Below are 16,638 nucleotides of genomic sequence, written 5' to 3'. Positions count from 1 at the left end.
AAGCTGCGAGTGTACCCGAACTACGCCCGCGCCGCCGTGTCTGAATTCATTCACATCTGCTTCGGCTTCCCAGCGATGAGCACCCAGTCGGACACTGTCACCCAGCCGCCAATCGCGGCTAGCAAGCTGGCGCGCTCGTTCACCTTCTGCACCGGCATCGAGAACAGCGCGCCGACCATCACCGGGCCGGACGGCAGGCGACTGCGCATCGACGAGATGGCCGCGTCGGGCCATTACCAGCTGTGGCGCGACGACTTCCGCCTGGTGCGCGAGCTGGGCCTGCACTGCCTGCGCTACGGCGTGCCCTACTACCGCACCCATCTCGCACCCGGGCAGTACGACTGGTCGTTCGCCGACGAAGCCTTCGCCGAGCTGCACCGGCTGGGCATCGTACCGATCGCGGACCTGTGCCATTTCAGCCTGCCGGACTGGCTCGGCACTTTCCAGAACCCCGACTTCCCGCGCTACTTTGCCGAGTACGCCGAGGCCTTCGCGCGGCGCTACCCATGGGTGTGGCTATACACGCCGGTGAACGAAATGCTGATCACGGCCGAGTACTCGGCGCTGAAGGGCTACTGGAACGAGCAGCTATGCACGGATGCCGCCTTCCTGACGGCGCTGGTCAACGCGGTCGAAGCGAATGTGCGCGCCAGCGAAGCGATCCTGAAAGTGCGCGACGCCTGGTTCGTGCAAAGCGAATCGACGCGCTACTACCACCCGGCCAATCCGGACGCGCTTACCCATACGGCGCACCTGAACGAGCGCCGCTTCCTGTCGCTCGACCTGAACTACAGCCATGCGCCCTCCGGCCGCATCCTGCGCTATATGCTGGAGAACGGCGTGCCGATGGCGAAATTCGACTATTTCATGAACCGCTCGATCCGGCCGCGCTGCATCATGGGCACCGACTACTACCAGACCAGCGAGATGCGCGTAACCCCGGACGGCGACACCCACCGCTGCCATGTGCTCGGCTACTACGGCCTCGCGCGCCAGTACTACGAACGCTTCCGCCTGCCGATCATGCACAGCGAGACCAACCAGTTCCAGATCCTGAATGCGGCCGAATGGCTGGAACGGCAATGGGGCAGCGTGCTGCGCCTGCGGCTGGAAGGCTATCCAATGGTCGGCTTCACCTGGTACAGCCTGACCGACCAGGCGGACTGGGACATCGACCTGCGCGAACGGCGCGGGCAGGTCAACACCAGCGGACTGTATGACATGCAGCGGCGCATCCGCAAGGTAGGCATCGCCTACCGCCAGATCATCAGCGATTGGCGAGACGCGCTGGCCGGGACCGAGATCCGCTACTGAGCGTGCATTAACAATAACGTCGTTCCCGCGGACGCGGGAACGAAGGTATCTCTTTGTTCGGCGATTCGACAGCCTACGCGCCTTTGCTTCCTGCCGCCACCCGCACCAAGTCGCCCTCGGCGATGCCATCCGGCGGGCTGTCGATGATGCGGTCGGCGCGCGTGACGCCGCTCGCCAGTTCGACCGCGCTGCCAAGGTCGCGCCCGACGCTGACCGGACGGATGTGCACGTGGTTGCCCGCATCGACGGTCGCCACGCGGGTGCCGCCCTTCCCGACGATCAGCGCGCCCGGCGGCACGATCACCGCGTCCTTCGGCGCTGGCAGGGCGAAGCGCACGGTGGCGAAGCCGCCCGGCAGCAGTTCGCCGGCTTTGTTGTCCACCGCCAGCTGGACCAGCATCGCGCCCGACCCGGCGTCGATCGCCTGCGACAGCGATTCCACCGTCGCCTTGTAGCTGCGGCCGGCACGCTCGGGCACCGACAACTCGGCAACGCTGCCGCGCTTGATCAGCGCCACCTGCAGTTGCGGCACGCGCACGTAGACGCGCAGGCGGCGCAGGTCCGACACCACGAACAGCTCGCTGCCCGCGGCCCCGCCCACGCTGACCAGCGCGCCGACGTCGGTATTGCGCGCCGTGACCACGCCGTCGAACGGAGCCACCAGCCGCGTGTAGCGCTTGAGCGCCAGCTGGCGGTCGACCGTAGCCTGCAGCGCCGTCACGTTCGATTGCCTGGACTGGTAATCGTTCTGCTTCTCGTCCGCTTCCTGCTTCGACACTGCCTGCGACGCCACCAGCGACTGCCAGCGCTTGGCGGTGTTCTCGGCCAGCGTCAGCCCGGTCCGCGCGGTCGCCAACTGGGCTTGGGCGCCGCGCAGGTCCTGGTCCAGGTCCGGCGTGTCGATCTGGGCCAGCAGCTGGCCGGCCTTGACCGGCGCGCCGATGTCCACGGTCCACTTCTGCAAGTAGCCGCTGACGCGGGCGTAGATCGGCGCCCGCGACCAGGCCTCGATCCGGGCCGGCAGCACCAGCGGCGCGCCGCCGGCATCCTGCGGCGCCACCAGGCTCACGGTCGGCACCGCGCGCTCGCCGGCGTCCTGCTTGAGTTGTTCGGCCTGCGAATGGCGGGTCGCCAGGCCGCCGATGACGATGGCGGCGGCCGCGACGGCGATTGCGCCGGCGGCCAGCAGCGGGCGGGAAGACTTAGTTGGCATGGACGGGTACTCCGGAATGGGGTTGCGGGCCGGCGGCGGCTTTGCGCGCGCGGCGGCCGTGGACGATGCTGAACACGACGGGGACGAACACCAGCGTGGCGATGGTGGAGAACAGCAGGCCGCCGATCACGGCGCGGCCCAGCGGGGCGTTCTGTTCGCCGCCCTCACCCAGGCCAAGCGCCATCGGCAGCATACCGATGATCATGGCCAGCGCCGTCATCAGAACCGGGCGGAAGCGCACGAAGCCGGCTTCCAGTGCGGCCGCGGCGGCGTCGCCCAGCTCCGCGAGGCGCTCGCGCGCGAAGCTGATCACCAGCACGCTGTTGGCGGTGGCCACGCCCATGCACATGATGGCGCCGGTCAGGGCCGGGACCGACAGCGTGGTGTGGGTAGCGAACAGCATCCACACGATGCCCGCCAGCGCGGCCGGCAGCGCCGACACGATCACCGCCGGGTCGCTCCAGGACTGGAAGTTGACGACGATGAGCAGGTAGATCAGGCCGACCGCGCCGAGCAGCCCCCACAACAGCCCGGAGAAGGCGCGCTCCATGGTGCGCACCTGGCCCAGCATCTCGACCGATGCGCCTTTCGGCACGTCGGCCTTGGTATCGGCCAGCACCGTGCGGATCTCGGCGGCGACGCTGCCCAGGTCGCGGCCCTGGGTGGTGGCGTGGATCTGCACCATCGGCTGCACGTCGTACTGGCTGACCAGCGCGCTGCCGCTGCCGCGCTGGATGCGGGCCAGACCGCCCAGCGTGGCCGCGTTGGCGCTGGCGCCGTTGCCGACCGGGAGATTGGACAGCGCCGCCAGCGAATCGAGCTGCGGCTGCGGGGTCTGCATCACGATCGGGTAGCTGACGCCGTTGGCCGGATTGAGCCAGTAGGTCGGCGCGACCTGGCTGCTGCCGGCCAGGTTCACCACCATGCTGTTGGCCACGTCCTTGGTGGTCAGGCCGAGCTGCTGCGCCTGGGTGCGGTCGACGTCGACATTAAACACCGGCGCACGGTTCGATTGCTGGATACGTGCATCCGCCACGCCGGGAATCGCGCGGATCCGCTTGAGCAGCTGCTGGGCGTAGCCGAAGTTGGCGTCGATGTCGCGGCCGCGCACCTGCACGTCGATCGGCGCGGGCGAACCGAAGTTGAGGATCTGGCTGACGATGTCGGCCGGCGGGAAGGAGAACGTCGTATCCGGGAACTCGCGCGGCAGCACGTCGCGCAGCTGGCGCACGTAGTTCGCGGTCGGCGCGTGGCCTTCCTTGAGCGCGATCTGGAAGTCGCCGTCCTGTGTGCCCATCACGCCGGTGTTGTTGTAGGTGAGGTTGATGGAGCTGGGCGGCAGGCCGATATTGTCGACCATGGTTTCGATCTGGCTGCCCGGGATCACGCGGCGGATCGCCTGCTCGATCCTTGCGAAGCGCACCGCGGTCTCCTCGACCCGCGTGCCGACCGGCACCCTCGCATGCATCAGCACCTGGCCGGAATCCACCGCGGGGAAGAAGTTACTGCCCAAGAAAGGCACCAGCGCGAACGACAGGGCGACCACGGCGAGGAAGCCGATCACGAACGGCTTGCGATGGGTGACGGCACGCTCCAGCACGTGGCGGTAGCCGTGGCGCAGCCGCTCGAAGCGGGCCTCGAAGCCGCGCTGGAAGCGCTGCAGCGCATTGGTGGGCGCCGCGTGGCCGTGCCGGGAATGCGCGCGCAGCAGGTGGTTGGCCATGGTCGGCACCAGCGTGCGCGACAGGATGAACGAGCACACCAACGCGAAGATCACCGCTTCGGCCATCGGCACGAACAGGAAGCGCGCCACGCCTTCGAGGAAGAACATGGGGATGAACACGATGCAGATACACAGCAGCGACACCAGCGCCGGCGTCACGATCTGCTGGGCGCCGTCGATGATGGACGATTCCACGTCCTTGCCGTGTTCGAGGTGCCAGTTGATGTTCTCGATGGTGACGGTGGCGTCGTCCACCAGGATGCCGACGGCGAGCGCGAGGCCGCCGAGGGTCATCAGGTTGAGCGTCTCGCCGAAGGCCGCCAGCGCGATGATCGAGCCGAGGATCGACAGCGGGATCGATACCGCGATGATGACGGTCGAGCGCCAGCTGCCGAGGAACAGCAGGATCATCACGCTGGTCAGGCAGGCCGCGATCGCCCCTTCCAGTGCCACCCCGCGGATCGCCGCGCGCACGAACACGGACTGGTCGTTGATCGGCACCACCTTCAGCGCCTCCGGCAGCGCGGCCTTCATGGCAGCCAGCTTGGCGCGCACACCGTCGACGATGGCCAGGGTCGAAGCCGAGCCGTTCTTCAGCACCGACATCAGCACCGAGCGGCCGCCGTCAACGTGCACGATATTGGTCTGCGGCGCATTGCCGTCGTGGACGTCGGCGACGTCGGCCAGGTAGATGGTGCCGCCGTTGACCGCCTTCACCGGCAGCCGCGCGAGGTCGTCGATCGCCGACGGCGCGCTGTTCAGCTGGATGGTGTATTCGTAGTCGCCGATCTTCTCGTTGCCGACCGGGGTCAGCACGTTCTGCGCGGCCAGCGCGGCGGCCACGTCCTGCGCCGACAGGCCGCGCGCCTGCAGCGCGTCTGGCTTGAGGTCGATCTGCACCTGGCGCTGCTTGCCGCCGTACGGCAGCGGGATCGCGGCGCCCGGCACCGTCACCAGCGGCGTGCGCAAGGTGTTCATGCCGAGGTCGAACAGGTTCTGCTCCGACAGGCCCTTGCCGGACAGGGCGAGCTGCAGGATCGGCACGGTCGCCGCGTTGTAGTTCAGGATCAGCGGCGGCGTGATCCCGGCCGGCATCTGCTTCACCGCCACCTGCGCGATCGCGGTCACCTGGGCGTTGGCCACCGAGATGTCCACGTTCGGCTGGAAGAAGATCTTGACGATGCTGATGCCGCTGTAGGTGTTCGACTCGATGTGCTCGATATTGTTGACGGTGGTCGTCAGGCTGCGCTGGAACAGGGTCGACACCCGGCCCGACATCTGGTCCGGCGGCAGGCCGGTGTACTGCCAGGCCACCGCGATCACGGGCATCTTAATCTCAGGAAAGATGTCGGTCGGCGTGCGCATCGCCGCCAGCGGCCCGAGGATGAGCAGCGCGAGCGCCAGCACGACAAAAGTGTAGGGTCGCCGCAGCGCGACGCGGACCAGGCCAAGCAACATTGTCAAACTCCAAACCGGGGAACGGTGGCGACCGGACACATGACCTGCGCCAAGTGCGCGTAATTACAATCGTTTCGCGACGAACCATCGCGCAAATCCCACACTATGCGGCAAAAGTTTTCGCTTGCCTATCCTTACATCCGCCTATCCATCCTGCATGTAGCCTTGCGCGGGCGCAGCCATGGTCGAGCCCGGCAGGTGCACACTTTGCCGCATTGCCGGTGCGCCGCAAGCCGGGAAGTTTTCCTGCGCACAATTGAAAAAGTGCATGACATTTCTTGTCGAAAAAAGTAGTCTTTTCGGCACGCAAACATCAGCCCCATCCTTGTCTGCGGGACAACGACAACCACATTCTCACGAGGAATATTATGGCTTTGATACGTGCAGCAGGCTGGCTGGGCGCGATGTTTGCCGCCGCCAGTGTCTTTTCAGTCGCCCATGCGCAGTCGACCACTGACGATAGCGGCTACAAGAGCAAGCAGGATTACATGAGCTTCTCGGCGGCGGGCCAGGGCGAGGAAGACCGCCCGACCGTGATGGGGCGCCTGGAATGGCTGAAGGCGCGCTATGGTGAAAGCTTGCCGGCGGACTTCTCGCGCCGCATGGCCGCCGAATTCTATAACCAGCGCAATACCTACCCGCAGCTGGCCCCGGGCGCCGCGGCCCCGGCCGGCGTGCCGGTGTGGCAGTCGGTCGGCCCGACCCGCGCCACCAAGACCCAGAACGGCATCAAGCTGTCGGTGACCGACAGCGGCCGCCTGCGCAGCATCATGCCGCACCCGAGCGACCCGAACACGGTCTATGTGCTGTCGTCCTCGGGCGGCATCTGGAAGACCAGCAATTTCGAATCGCCCTACCCGAGCTGGAGCCCGATCACCGACAAGGCCATCACCACCAGCGGCGGCGCGGCGGCGATGGGCAAGGACCCAAACACCCTCTACTACGGTACCGGCGATCCCTTCGACGGCATCCCGATCGTCGGCGGCGCCATGCTCAAGACCACCGACGGCGGCAATAGCTGGTCGCCGTTTACCTTCCTCGGCACCTCGGGCATGGTGCTTGACGTGAAGGTGGACACCCGCGGCGCCAGCGATATCGTGATGGTGGGCACCGACACTGGTGTCTACCGTTCCAACGACGGCGGCAATACTTACAGCCAGGTGCTCAACGGCGGCACCGCCTGGAGCCTGGTACGCACCCGCACCGGCTGGCTGGCCGCAGTCGCCACCAGCAAGTACTACAGCCCGGCCACGATCTACAGCTCGGCCGACGGCGTGACCTGGACCGCGCTCGCGGTACCCAACATGACCGCCGGCGCCGGCCGCATTACCCTCGCCGTCGGCGCGCCCGGCGACGCGGTGGTGTATGCCTACGTGGCCAACTCCTGCGACACCACCTGCGACCAGAAGGACCTGTACCGCTCCGGCGACAGCGGCGCCAGCTGGACCGCGCTGGGACTGAACTCGAAGGCGCCGGGAAACCCGAACGAAGAGAACCCGACCATGGAACTGATGGGCGGGCAAGCCTTCTACAACCACATGATCGTGGTCGATCCGGCCGACGCCAGCCGCAACACGGTCTACCTCGGCGGCCAGCTGAACACCGGCAAGACCACCGACGGCGGCCAGACCTGGCGCCTGCTGACCAACTGGCTGGCCCAGTTCGGCCTGCCCTACGCCCACGCCGACCACCACACGGCCGCGGTGTCCACCGCCGGCGGCAAGAAGCGCGTGATGTTCGGCACCGACGGCGGCCTGTTCGTCAGCTATGACGAGGGCGCGACGTGGACCGACCAGAAGAACGTCGGCCTGGTCGACCACCTGATCTATTCGATGGCAACGCCCGGCTCGGATCCGAAGACCGTGCTGGTCGGCCTGCAGGACAACGGCACCCGCATCCGCTTCAGCAACACCAGCACGTTCAACCAGAGCTACGGAGGCGACGGCTTCGGGGTCGGTTACAGCCAGAACCTCAGCAACATCACGGCGCTGGGCAGCTATGTCTATGGCTACATCTACTACTCGCAGAAGGATCCGAAGCAGCAGAGCAAATGGAACGACCCGGCCTGGGACGGCAACACCTGTTCCTACAACGGCATCAACGCCTGCAACGCCTACTTCGTGACCCCGATCGCGACCCCGACCGCCGGGGCCGACCCGAGCGGCAACGTGTACTTCACCAACACCGCCAGCAAGGTCTACCGCACCGACAACGCCGGCGCCTCGTGGACGCCGATTTTCGACGGCAGCACCGCCTTCACCTATGTGCGTGGCGCATCGCACAGCGTGGCGGTCAGCCCGGTCGACCTGAACCACGTGGCGGCGGTGTCGACAGGCGGCAGGATCCTCATCACCAACAACGGTGGCCTCAACTGGGCGCTGCGCAGCACCCTGGTGCCGGGCCACGCGGGCTACAACAGCACCATCGCCTACGCCAACAACCAGGTGCTGTACGTCGGCTCCGAGAACCCGCTCGGCCAGGCCGTGTGGGTGGTCAAGTCGACCGACGGCGGAGTGCACTGGGCCGCCGCCAGCCATGGCTTGCCGAACGTGCCGATCCAGAAGCTGCTGGTGGCGCCGAACGATGCTTCCGGCAACACCGTGTACGCCGCCACCTGGCTCGGCGTGTACCGCACCACCGACGGCGGCGCCAACTGGAGCCAGTTCGGCGCCGGCCTGCCGACCGTGGAAGTGAGCGACCTCTACATGCCGGCCAACGGCAGCTTCCTGCGCGCCTCGACCTACGGCCGCGGGGTGTGGGACCTGCCGCTGCAGTGATTGTCTCGACACGGTCCGGCGCCAACGCCGGGCTGTAATGACGGCGGGCTGCGGCCTGCCGTTTTCTTTTTTCGCCTGCGCGCGACATTCCTCAAAGATGCTTTCTTTGCAGCTATTGTTTCCGTGTATTATTAGTTTGCGCCACGTGGCGGAACGGAACATGGAGACTGTCGGATGAATAAAGCAAGACTGGGTGCACTGCTCGCGCTGGCTATTCTGCCGTTGTGCCTGTCCGGCCCGGCCCTCGCCGGTCCGATCGATGAAGCCAAGGCCCGCGCCCACCTCGACGCGGTCGCCGCCGGCGATCTCGAGGGTCTGATGCGCGATTACGCCGAAGACGCCTACCTCGACTGGGTCGGCGGTCCGCTCGAAGGACGCTACCGCGGCAAGGCGCAGATCCGCGCGCTGTGGGAAAAATGGATAGGCGCGAACAAGGGCCAACCGCGTCCGGTACAGCGCGGCGCCCTCAACGCCTTCGCCAACAAGACCGGCGCCTCGATCGAAGCCAAGGCCGCCTACGAAGGCGCGGTGCCGGTGAAAGTCTGGCATGTGCTGACCTACCGCGACGGCGAGCTGGATACCGAAATCTGGCAGATCGCACCGGCCCTCCAGATCGAGAAATGAAGCGCGGCGTCCGCACGCTGCTGGCCGCGGCCGCGCTGGCGCTGTCATGCGGCGCCGGCGCCGCCACGCTGGAAGCGCTGGTCCTAAATCCCGCCGGGCAGGCGGTGGCCGATGCCGCCGTCGTGCTCGAACCGCTGGCGCCGGTGGCGCTGCGAGGGCGCCCCACCGCATCGATCGAGCAACGCGGACGCGAGTTCATTCCCTACCTGACGGTGGTGCAGGCCGGGACCGCGATCGACTTCCCCAACAACGACACCATCCGCCACCACGTCTATTCCTTCTCGCCGCCCAAGCAGTTCGAGATCAAGCTCTACGCCGGCAAACCGGGCCAGCCGATCGTGTTCGACAAGCCGGGCACGGTAGTCATCGGCTGCAATATCCACGACTGGATGGAGGCCTACGTGCTGGTGGTGGAAACGCCCTGGTTCGCCAAGACCGGCGCCGACGGCCGCGCGCTGCTGCGCAATGTGCCGCCCGGCCGCTACCACCTGCGCCTGTGGCATCCGCTGCAGAAGGCGCAGCCGGCGGTGCGCGACATCGAGGTAGCCGATTCGCCGGCGCCGCTTCGGCTCGCGCTGGACGTCAAGCCGCGCGAGCACAAGCCGCATACCGAGGATGCCGACCATTACTAAGCTGTTCTCGACATCGCTCCAGCGCCGCATCGTGATCGTGTTCGCCGGCCTGCTGGTGCTCGTCATGGGGCTGGTGCTGGCCCTGGTGCGCACCAGCAGCCAGCACATCGTCGACAACGAGGCGCGGCGCGAACTGGCGCTCGGCGCCAACGTGTTCAAGCGCCTGCTCGAACAGAACCAGCGCCAGCTGGAGACCGCGGCCACCGTGCTGTCCGGCGACTTCGCCTTCCGCGAGGCGATCGCGACCCAGGACCAGCCCACCGTGCGCTCGGTGATCGCAAACCACGCGCGCCGCATCCACGCGCAAGTCATGCAGGTCGCGGGCACCGACGGCAAGCTGATCGCGTCGAGCCAGCGCGCGGTGGCGCCCGGCGATCCCTTTCCCTTTCCCGACCTGATCGCCAGCGCCGAGCAGCCCGGCCGCAGCGCGGGCTTTCGCCAGATGCGCAATGGCCAGCTGTACCAGGTGGTGCTGGTGCCGATCATGGCGCCGCAGCGCATCGCCTGGGTCGCGATCGGCTTTGCCGCCGACGACCGCTGGGCCGCCGACCTGGCCGCGCTGTCCGGGCTGACGGTGCACATAGTGCGCGCCGGCGGTCCGATGCCGGGGCTGCTGGCGACCTCGGTGCCGGCGGCGCAGCGCGCCCAGTTCGAGCATGTGCTGGTGGACGGCGGCGACGCCATCGAAATCAATGGCGCGCGCTACGAAACCGTGCGCGTCCCGCTCGACGGCGACATCCAGGCTTTGCTGCAGCTGCCGGTGGCGCAGGTGCAGGCGCCCTTCAGCGTGCTGCTGGCGCGGCTGCTGATGGTGCTCGGCGCCGGCGCGATCCTGTTCGCCTTCGGCAGCACCATGCTGGCGCGCCGCATCGTCCGCCCGCTCAACGATCTGTCCGCAGCCGCGCGCCGCATCGCGATGGGCGACTACGGCCAGCGCCTGCCGACACTGCCGGGCGACGAGATCGGCCAGCTCGCCACCAGCTTCGCCCACATGCGCGACGGGATCGCCAGCCGCGAGGAACGCATCGCGCGCCTGGCGTATGTCGACGTGCTCACCGACCTGCCCAACCGCACCCGCTTCGCCGAGACCTTCGCGCAGGTGCCGGAAGACGCCAGCGGCGCGGTGGTGGTGCTCAACATCGACCGCTTCGCCCTGATCAACAACGCGCTCGGCCATCCGGTCGGCGACCGCCTGCTGCGCGCCATCGCCGGCCGTCTGCAGGGGCTGGTGCCGGCGCAGGGGATGGTCGCGCGGCTGTGGGGCGACCAGTTCGGCTTCCTGCTGCGCGATGCCGGCACCGACGCTGCGCGCGCCTTCGCCGAGCAGCTGGTGTCGACCCTGCAGGCGCCGATCACGCTCGATGGCCAGCGGCTCGACGTCAGCGCCTGCATCGGCATCGCGCTGTATCCGCAGAACGGCAGCGATGCCAGCACCGTGCTGCGCCGCGCCGAGCAGGCGATGCAGGAAGCGAAGCGGCGCCACGGCGGCATCGCCTTCGCGGCCGATATCGGCGCCGAGCCCGCGCCCGAGCAGCTGTCGCTGATCGGCGACATGCGCGACGCGATGGCGCGCGCCGAGTTCACGCTGTTCTACCAGCCCAAGCTCGATTTCAGGAGCGGCCGCATCGTCGCCGCCGAAGCCCTGCTGCGCTGGCAGCATCCCACCCGCGGCATGATCCCGCCGGTGCGCTTCATTCCCTTCGCGGAGCAGACCGGTTTCATCCGCGAGATCACGCCGTGGGTGATCGAGACCGTGGTGCGCCAGTTGGCGCAGTGGCAGGCGATCGGCATTGAGATCGTAGTCTCGGCCAACCTGTCCGCGCTCGACCTGCTCGACCCGAAATTGAGCCAGCGCGTGCGCTGCCTGCTGGTGCGCCACGGCGTGCCGGCGCACCGCCTGTGCCTCGAGATCACCGAAAGCGCGCTGATGGCAGATCCTTCGATGGCGATGGAACACCTGGCCGAGCTGTCCGCGCTCGGCGTCAAGCTGTCGGTCGACGATTACGGCGTCGGCCAGGCCTCGCTGGCCTACCTGAAGACGCTGCCGGTGAACGAGCTCAAACTCGACCGCAGCTTCGTCACCGCGGTCGACGCCACGCCGAAGAACGCGGCGATCGTCCAGTCGACCATCATGCTCGGCCACGCGCTGGGCTTGTCGGTGGTGGCGGAAGGCGTCGAGACGCCGGCCGAGATGGACTGGCTGCTCAAGCACGGCTGCGACATCGGTCAGGGCTACCGCATCGCACGGCCGATGCCGGCGCAGCAGCTGCCCGGCTGGATCGAGTCCTACACCGCGCCCGCAACGGCTGTTTGATCCGCGGTCCTTTCCTTGCACCCTTGCCAGCGGCCCGCGCGGCCGCCGGATAGAATAGGCCGACTTCGCAAGCAAGGAGAGAAATCGATGTCCGATCAAGGCAAGTACGTACCGCCAGCCGTCTGGGTGCCGGCCGAATCCGGCGGCCAGTTCGCCAACATCAACCGCCCGGTCGCCGGGCCGACCCACGAGCAGGCACTCCCGGTCGGCAAGCATCCGCTGCAGCTGTATTCGCTGGCCACGCCGAACGGCGTCAAGGTCACCATCATGCTCGAAGAACTGCTCGCGCTCGGCCACGCCGGCGCGGAGTACGATGCGTGGCTCATCAAGATCAACGAGGGCGCGCAGTTCTCCAGCGGCTTCGTCGAGGCCAATCCGAATTCGAAGATCCCGGCGCTGGTCGACCATAGCGGCGCCGCGCCGCTGCGCGTGTTCGAGTCGGGCTCGATCCTCGTCTACCTCGCTGACAGGTTCGGCGCCTTCCTGCCTACCGAGATCCGCGCGCGCACCGAGACGCTGAACTGGCTGTTCTGGCAGATGGGTTCCGCGCCCTTCGTCGGCGGCGGCTTCGGGCACTTCTACGCCTACGCGCCGGAGAAGCTGGAGTATCCGATCAACCGCTACGCGATGGAGACCAAGCGCCAGCTCGATGTGCTGGACCGCCAGTTGGCGCAGCATCGCTTTGTGGCCGGCGACACATACACGATCGCGGACATGGCGATCTGGCCGTGGTACGGCGGCATGGTGCGCGGCGAGCTCTATAACGCGGCCGAATTCCTGTCGGTGCACGAGTACAAGCACGTGCTGCGTTGGGCCGAGGAAGTCGGTGCGCGCCCGGCCGTGATCCGCGGCCGCAAGGTCAACCGCGTGCGCGGCAAGCCGGAGGACCAGGTGCCGGAGCGGCATGAGGCCTCGGACATCGGATGATTCGCCGGTCGAATTAATAATGCCTATTTGATTCTTTTTTCGAATCACAGCCGGGTCGTGCTTGAAGTTTCAGTAAAGTCTAACTATATTAAATAGTGAGCGACAAGACCGAAACCATCATGACGACCCGCCCATACGACAATACTACGCGCAAGACCGCCCAGGCCGAGACCACCCGCCGCATCATCGAGGCTGCCATCGCCCTGCACGCCGAGCGAGGCGGCATGGCGACGACCCACGCCGACATCGCCGCGCGCTCCGGCGTGTCGGTTGCGACGGTCTACAAGCACTTCCCGTCGCGTGAATCCCTGCTGCCGCACTGCATGGGCGCGGTGGCAAAGGATGCGCCGTCGCTGGAACCACGGCAGCTCCTCGCGATCCAAGGGACAGCCGAGCGCATCGCGGCGCTGGTCCGCGCCCTGCACGAACGCTACCGCTATTTCCATCCCTGGACGCGCTGGACCGCGCGCGATGCGGCCTCGCTTCCGCTGCTGGCAGAAGCCGCACGCACGGCCCAGCAGGAAACCGAGGCGATGATCCGCGCCGTCCTTGAATCCTGCGCGGGCGCGCCGCTGTCCGCGGAAACCTTGACCCTTGCCTACGTCCTGCTTGGCTATCCCGCCTGGCAGCGTCTTGATGCCGATTTGAGCGACCCGGAGCGTGTGGGCCGCGCCATCGAGCAGGTGGTGACACTGCTCATCCCGAAAGCCAACGCCTGAACAAGGAAGCCCGATCATGCAAGCCACGACCGCCACCACTGTCGACGAGATCGCCGACGGCATCTTCCGCATCTCCACGCCCGTCCCGCCCCAGCAAATGCCAGGCGGCTTCTCGTTCAACCAATACCTGATCCGCGATGAGCGACCGCTGCTTTACCACACGGGCCCGCGCCGCATCTTCACCCAGGTGCGCGACGCCATCGCCAGCGTGTTGCCGGTCGAATCGCTGGCCTACGTCGGCTTCTCGCACATCGAGGCCGACGAGTGCGGCACACTCAACGATTTCCTGACGCTGGCGCCGCAGGCCGTGCCGCTGTGCGGCGCGCTCGCGGCCATGATCTCGGTCGACGATATCGCGCTGCGCCCGGCCAAGGGCATGGCCGACGGCGAGGTGCTGTCGCTGGGACAGCACCGCATTCGCTGGCTGGCCACGCCGCACCTGCCGCACGGCTGGGAATGCTGCGCCGCCTACGAGGAGTTCACCGGCACATTGCTGTGTGGCGACCTGTTCACCCAGCCCGGCCATGCCAATCCCGCCTTGACCGGCGACGATATTCTCGAGTCGAGCGAAGCGTTCCGGCTGCAAATGGATTACTACGCACACAGTCCCGACACGCGCAGCCAGCTGATGCGGTTGGCGGAGCTGGCGCCCGCGACCCTGGCCTGCATGCACGGCAGCGCATGGCGTGGTGATGGGCGCGCCCTGCTGCGGAAGCTTGCCGACCGGCTAGCGCCGGCGCAAGCAAGCTGATCAGCTAACAAGCGTCGTCCCAACATTTTTCCGAAATGAAGCTGTGGCCCAGCTTGATCTGGGCCACACGCGCGGCTTCGCTCGCATGATCGCGAGCATGGCCAATTCCGCTCGCGCGCGGAACATCCAGATGGGGCGCCGTACGCCCCGCAACGCGCCTGCCACCAGGGCAACCCTTCCAAACCTTTGCAAGGAGAGCGACATGTTGCCGCGCATCGAGTCGATCAGGAAGAAGCGACAAGCCCATGCATTCCGCTGGGTATCCGCACTGCTGGGAAGCCTTGCGCTGTCTGGCGCCTCCAGCGCGGCCCCGCGCGCGGCCAGCCCGACGCTGTATCGGGTGATCAACCTCGGGCCGGGCGACACCGGCATCGCCATCAATGCCAAAGGCCAGGTCGCAATGACCCACGCCGATCCGTGGGATCCGCCCACGCGCGCCTGGTTCTACGACGGCGTGCGCCTGCATGAAATTCCCCCGCTCGGCGACGGCTTCATCCGCACGACCGGCGTCAACGATCACGGACAAGTCACCGGCGTCTCAAGCTCCGCGACGGGCTTCACCCACTCCTTTGTATGGAGCAAGCAGCGTGGAACGGTCGATATCGGTACCTTGCCTGGCTATACTGTCGCGTGGGAACCCGCGATCAACAACCGCGGCGAGATTGCCGCGACCGCGGACTCCGGCGGAAACGCGCCGTGGCCGCACGCCTTCCACTGGAGCGCGCAAAACGGCGCCGAGGACCTCGGCTTGCTGGTGCCGGGCCCTGACTCCTCCGCTTACGCACGGGCGATCAATGACGACGGCATGATCGTCGGAAGCGCCTGGGCGGGCGGCCACAGCTACCAGGCCTACGCCTGGACCCGCAGCGGCGGCATGGTCAACATCGACACGATCAACAGCCGCTATTCCGACCCGGTCGCGGTCGGCGCCAAGGGCCAGGTAGCGGGCAAGCTGCTGAACGATCCCAACAACTACGGCAATACCTTCTTCTGGACCGCCGCCACCGGCATGCGCGAGCTCGGCACCGGCAGCGGACAGGGATCGGGCATGTTCGGCATGAGTTCGGGTGGCCGCATTGCCGGCGTCGTCACCTATGCAGGCGCGTTCGAAAAAGCGATGACCTGGACGCCGGAGCAAGGCATGGTCGAACTCGGCACGCTCGGCGGCCACCGGTCGGCGGCGTTCGCGGCCAACAACAAGGGCCAGGTGGTCGGCGCCTCGGTGACCCCGGAAGACCGCTATCACGCCTTCCTCTGGAGCAGCGCGGAAGGCATGACTGACCTGAACCAACGCCTGTACCGTGCACCGCCGGGCCTGGAGCTGTACAGCGCGGGCGCGATCTCGGACGACGGCTCGATCGCCGCGGCATCGAATGCGGGGCTGCTCTTGCTCAAGCCGGTGACCGGGAGCGGTAAGGGAGTGGGCGACGGTCTCGTGGCGGGCCCGATCACGGCGCCCGATTCGAGCGCAATCGGCGCGACGCTGGACGCATCAATCACCTTCCTGGCCGACTCCCATGCCAGGAACTACACCGTGACGTGGTCGTGGGGTGATGGAACCAGAGACCGGCCGATCCCCGTCACCATCAACAACGGGACCGGCACCGCCACCGGACGCCACATCTACTCGACGGCGGACTTCCTCACGATCTCGGCCACGATCGCTGACGCCAAAGGGAACACGGTGACCGTCACCCGCTTTCTCTACACCTACGATCCGTCCTGCAACTTTTGCATTAGCGGCACCGGCTCCGTGATGGCGCCGGCGCAAGCGAACCCGGGCTGGGCTGGATCCGGCGGCATCGCGAACTTCCGCTTCGCGGCGCCATCAGCGACAAGCGCAAGCGTCGCCAACGCGCGCGGCGGCGCAGGCGGCAGGCTCTACTTCAGCCTCGGCGGGCGCAATTTCCGCAGCGACGATGTGCGCGTGCAGTCGACGCAAGGACAAGCTGCGACCCTGGCCGGAACCGGCACGATCGACGGCACCAGCAAGTACAGCTTCACCTTGTCGGCGGTCGCAGGAGGCAATGGCACAGCCGGTAGTTTCGGGATGAAGATCTGGCATATCGATCCGAGGACCGGGGCCGAGGTCGTCGACTTCGACAGCCAGAACGCCAATCGTCGAGCCGGCGCCGAGCTTGTCGCCGGCCGCATTCTGATTCGCTAGTTTTCGGACTACAGGCCGG

Annotated in this window: 11 protein-coding genes; 9 read left to right on the top strand and 2 right to left on the bottom strand. The window is 67.1% G+C overall.

All coding sequences use genetic code 11. The annotated features are described in order from the left end of the window. Positions 1-9 precede the first annotated feature (9 nt). Positions 10-1,314 carry a family 1 glycosylhydrolase gene (locus NX778_RS04340; RefSeq protein ID WP_258810442.1) on the top strand — a complete coding sequence of 435 codons (1,305 nt, stop codon included), beginning with the start codon at positions 10-12 and terminating at the stop codon, positions 1,312-1,314. 73 nt (positions 1,315-1,387) lie between these two features. On the opposite strand, the gene NX778_RS04335 is transcribed toward NX778_RS04340, so the two are convergent. Beyond that, a complete protein-coding gene (locus NX778_RS04335; protein WP_258810441.1) occupies positions 1,388-2,527 on the bottom strand; it encodes an efflux RND transporter periplasmic adaptor subunit in 1,140 nt (379 codons plus the stop codon). After that, positions 2,517-5,705, bottom strand: a complete 3,189-nt coding sequence (locus tag NX778_RS04330) for an efflux RND transporter permease subunit (RefSeq protein ID WP_258811041.1) — start codon at positions 5,703-5,705, stop codon at positions 2,517-2,519. Before NX778_RS04330 ends, NX778_RS04335 begins: the two co-directional genes overlap by 11 nt. 371 nt (positions 5,706-6,076) lie before the next feature. Between NX778_RS04330 and NX778_RS04325 the strand changes: the two genes are divergently transcribed. From NX778_RS04325 to NX778_RS04290, 8 genes are all read left to right on the top strand, one after another. Then, a complete protein-coding gene (locus NX778_RS04325; protein ID WP_258810440.1) occupies positions 6,077-8,485 on the top strand; it encodes a WD40/YVTN/BNR-like repeat-containing protein in 2,409 nt (802 codons plus the stop codon). 174 nt (positions 8,486-8,659) lie between these two features. Beyond that, a complete protein-coding gene (locus tag NX778_RS04320; RefSeq protein ID WP_258810439.1) occupies positions 8,660-9,109 on the top strand; it encodes a nuclear transport factor 2 family protein in 450 nt (149 codons plus the stop codon). Continuing rightward, positions 9,106-9,741 carry a methylamine utilization protein gene (locus tag NX778_RS04315; RefSeq protein WP_258810438.1) on the top strand — a complete coding sequence of 212 codons (636 nt, stop codon included), beginning with the start codon at positions 9,106-9,108 and terminating at the stop codon, positions 9,739-9,741. The genes NX778_RS04320 and NX778_RS04315 overlap by 4 nt, the downstream gene beginning before the upstream one ends. Continuing rightward, on the top strand, positions 9,725-12,055 hold the full coding sequence (locus tag NX778_RS04310) for a putative bifunctional diguanylate cyclase/phosphodiesterase (RefSeq protein ID WP_258810437.1): 2,331 nt from the start codon (positions 9,725-9,727) through the stop codon (positions 12,053-12,055). The genes NX778_RS04315 and NX778_RS04310 overlap by 17 nt, the downstream gene beginning before the upstream one ends. 87 nt (positions 12,056-12,142) lie before the next feature. Further along, positions 12,143-12,982: a glutathione-dependent disulfide-bond oxidoreductase gene (gene yghU, locus NX778_RS04305; RefSeq protein ID WP_258810436.1), complete on the top strand. Its 840-nt coding sequence runs from the start codon at positions 12,143-12,145 to the stop codon at positions 12,980-12,982. Between the two features lie 95 nt (positions 12,983-13,077). Further along, entirely contained in the window at positions 13,078-13,701 is a 624-nt protein-coding gene (locus NX778_RS04300) for a TetR/AcrR family transcriptional regulator (protein WP_258810435.1), read from the top strand. A gap of 16 nt (positions 13,702-13,717) precedes the next feature. Next, on the top strand, positions 13,718-14,452 hold the full coding sequence (locus NX778_RS04295) for an oxygen-binding di-iron domain-containing protein (protein ID WP_258810434.1): 735 nt from the start codon (positions 13,718-13,720) through the stop codon (positions 14,450-14,452). A gap of 202 nt (positions 14,453-14,654) precedes the next feature. After that, positions 14,655-16,619 carry a hypothetical protein gene (locus NX778_RS04290; protein WP_258810433.1) on the top strand — a complete coding sequence of 655 codons (1,965 nt, stop codon included), beginning with the start codon at positions 14,655-14,657 and terminating at the stop codon, positions 16,617-16,619. Positions 16,620-16,638 lie beyond the last annotated feature (19 nt).

It is taken from the genome of Massilia terrae, assembly GCF_024753145.1.
GTDB classification, from domain to species: Bacteria; Pseudomonadota; Gammaproteobacteria; order Burkholderiales; family Burkholderiaceae_D; genus Telluria; species Telluria terrae.
The sequence above is the reverse complement of the archived record's forward strand: the minus strand, read 5'-3'. Positions and strand labels throughout refer to the sequence as shown.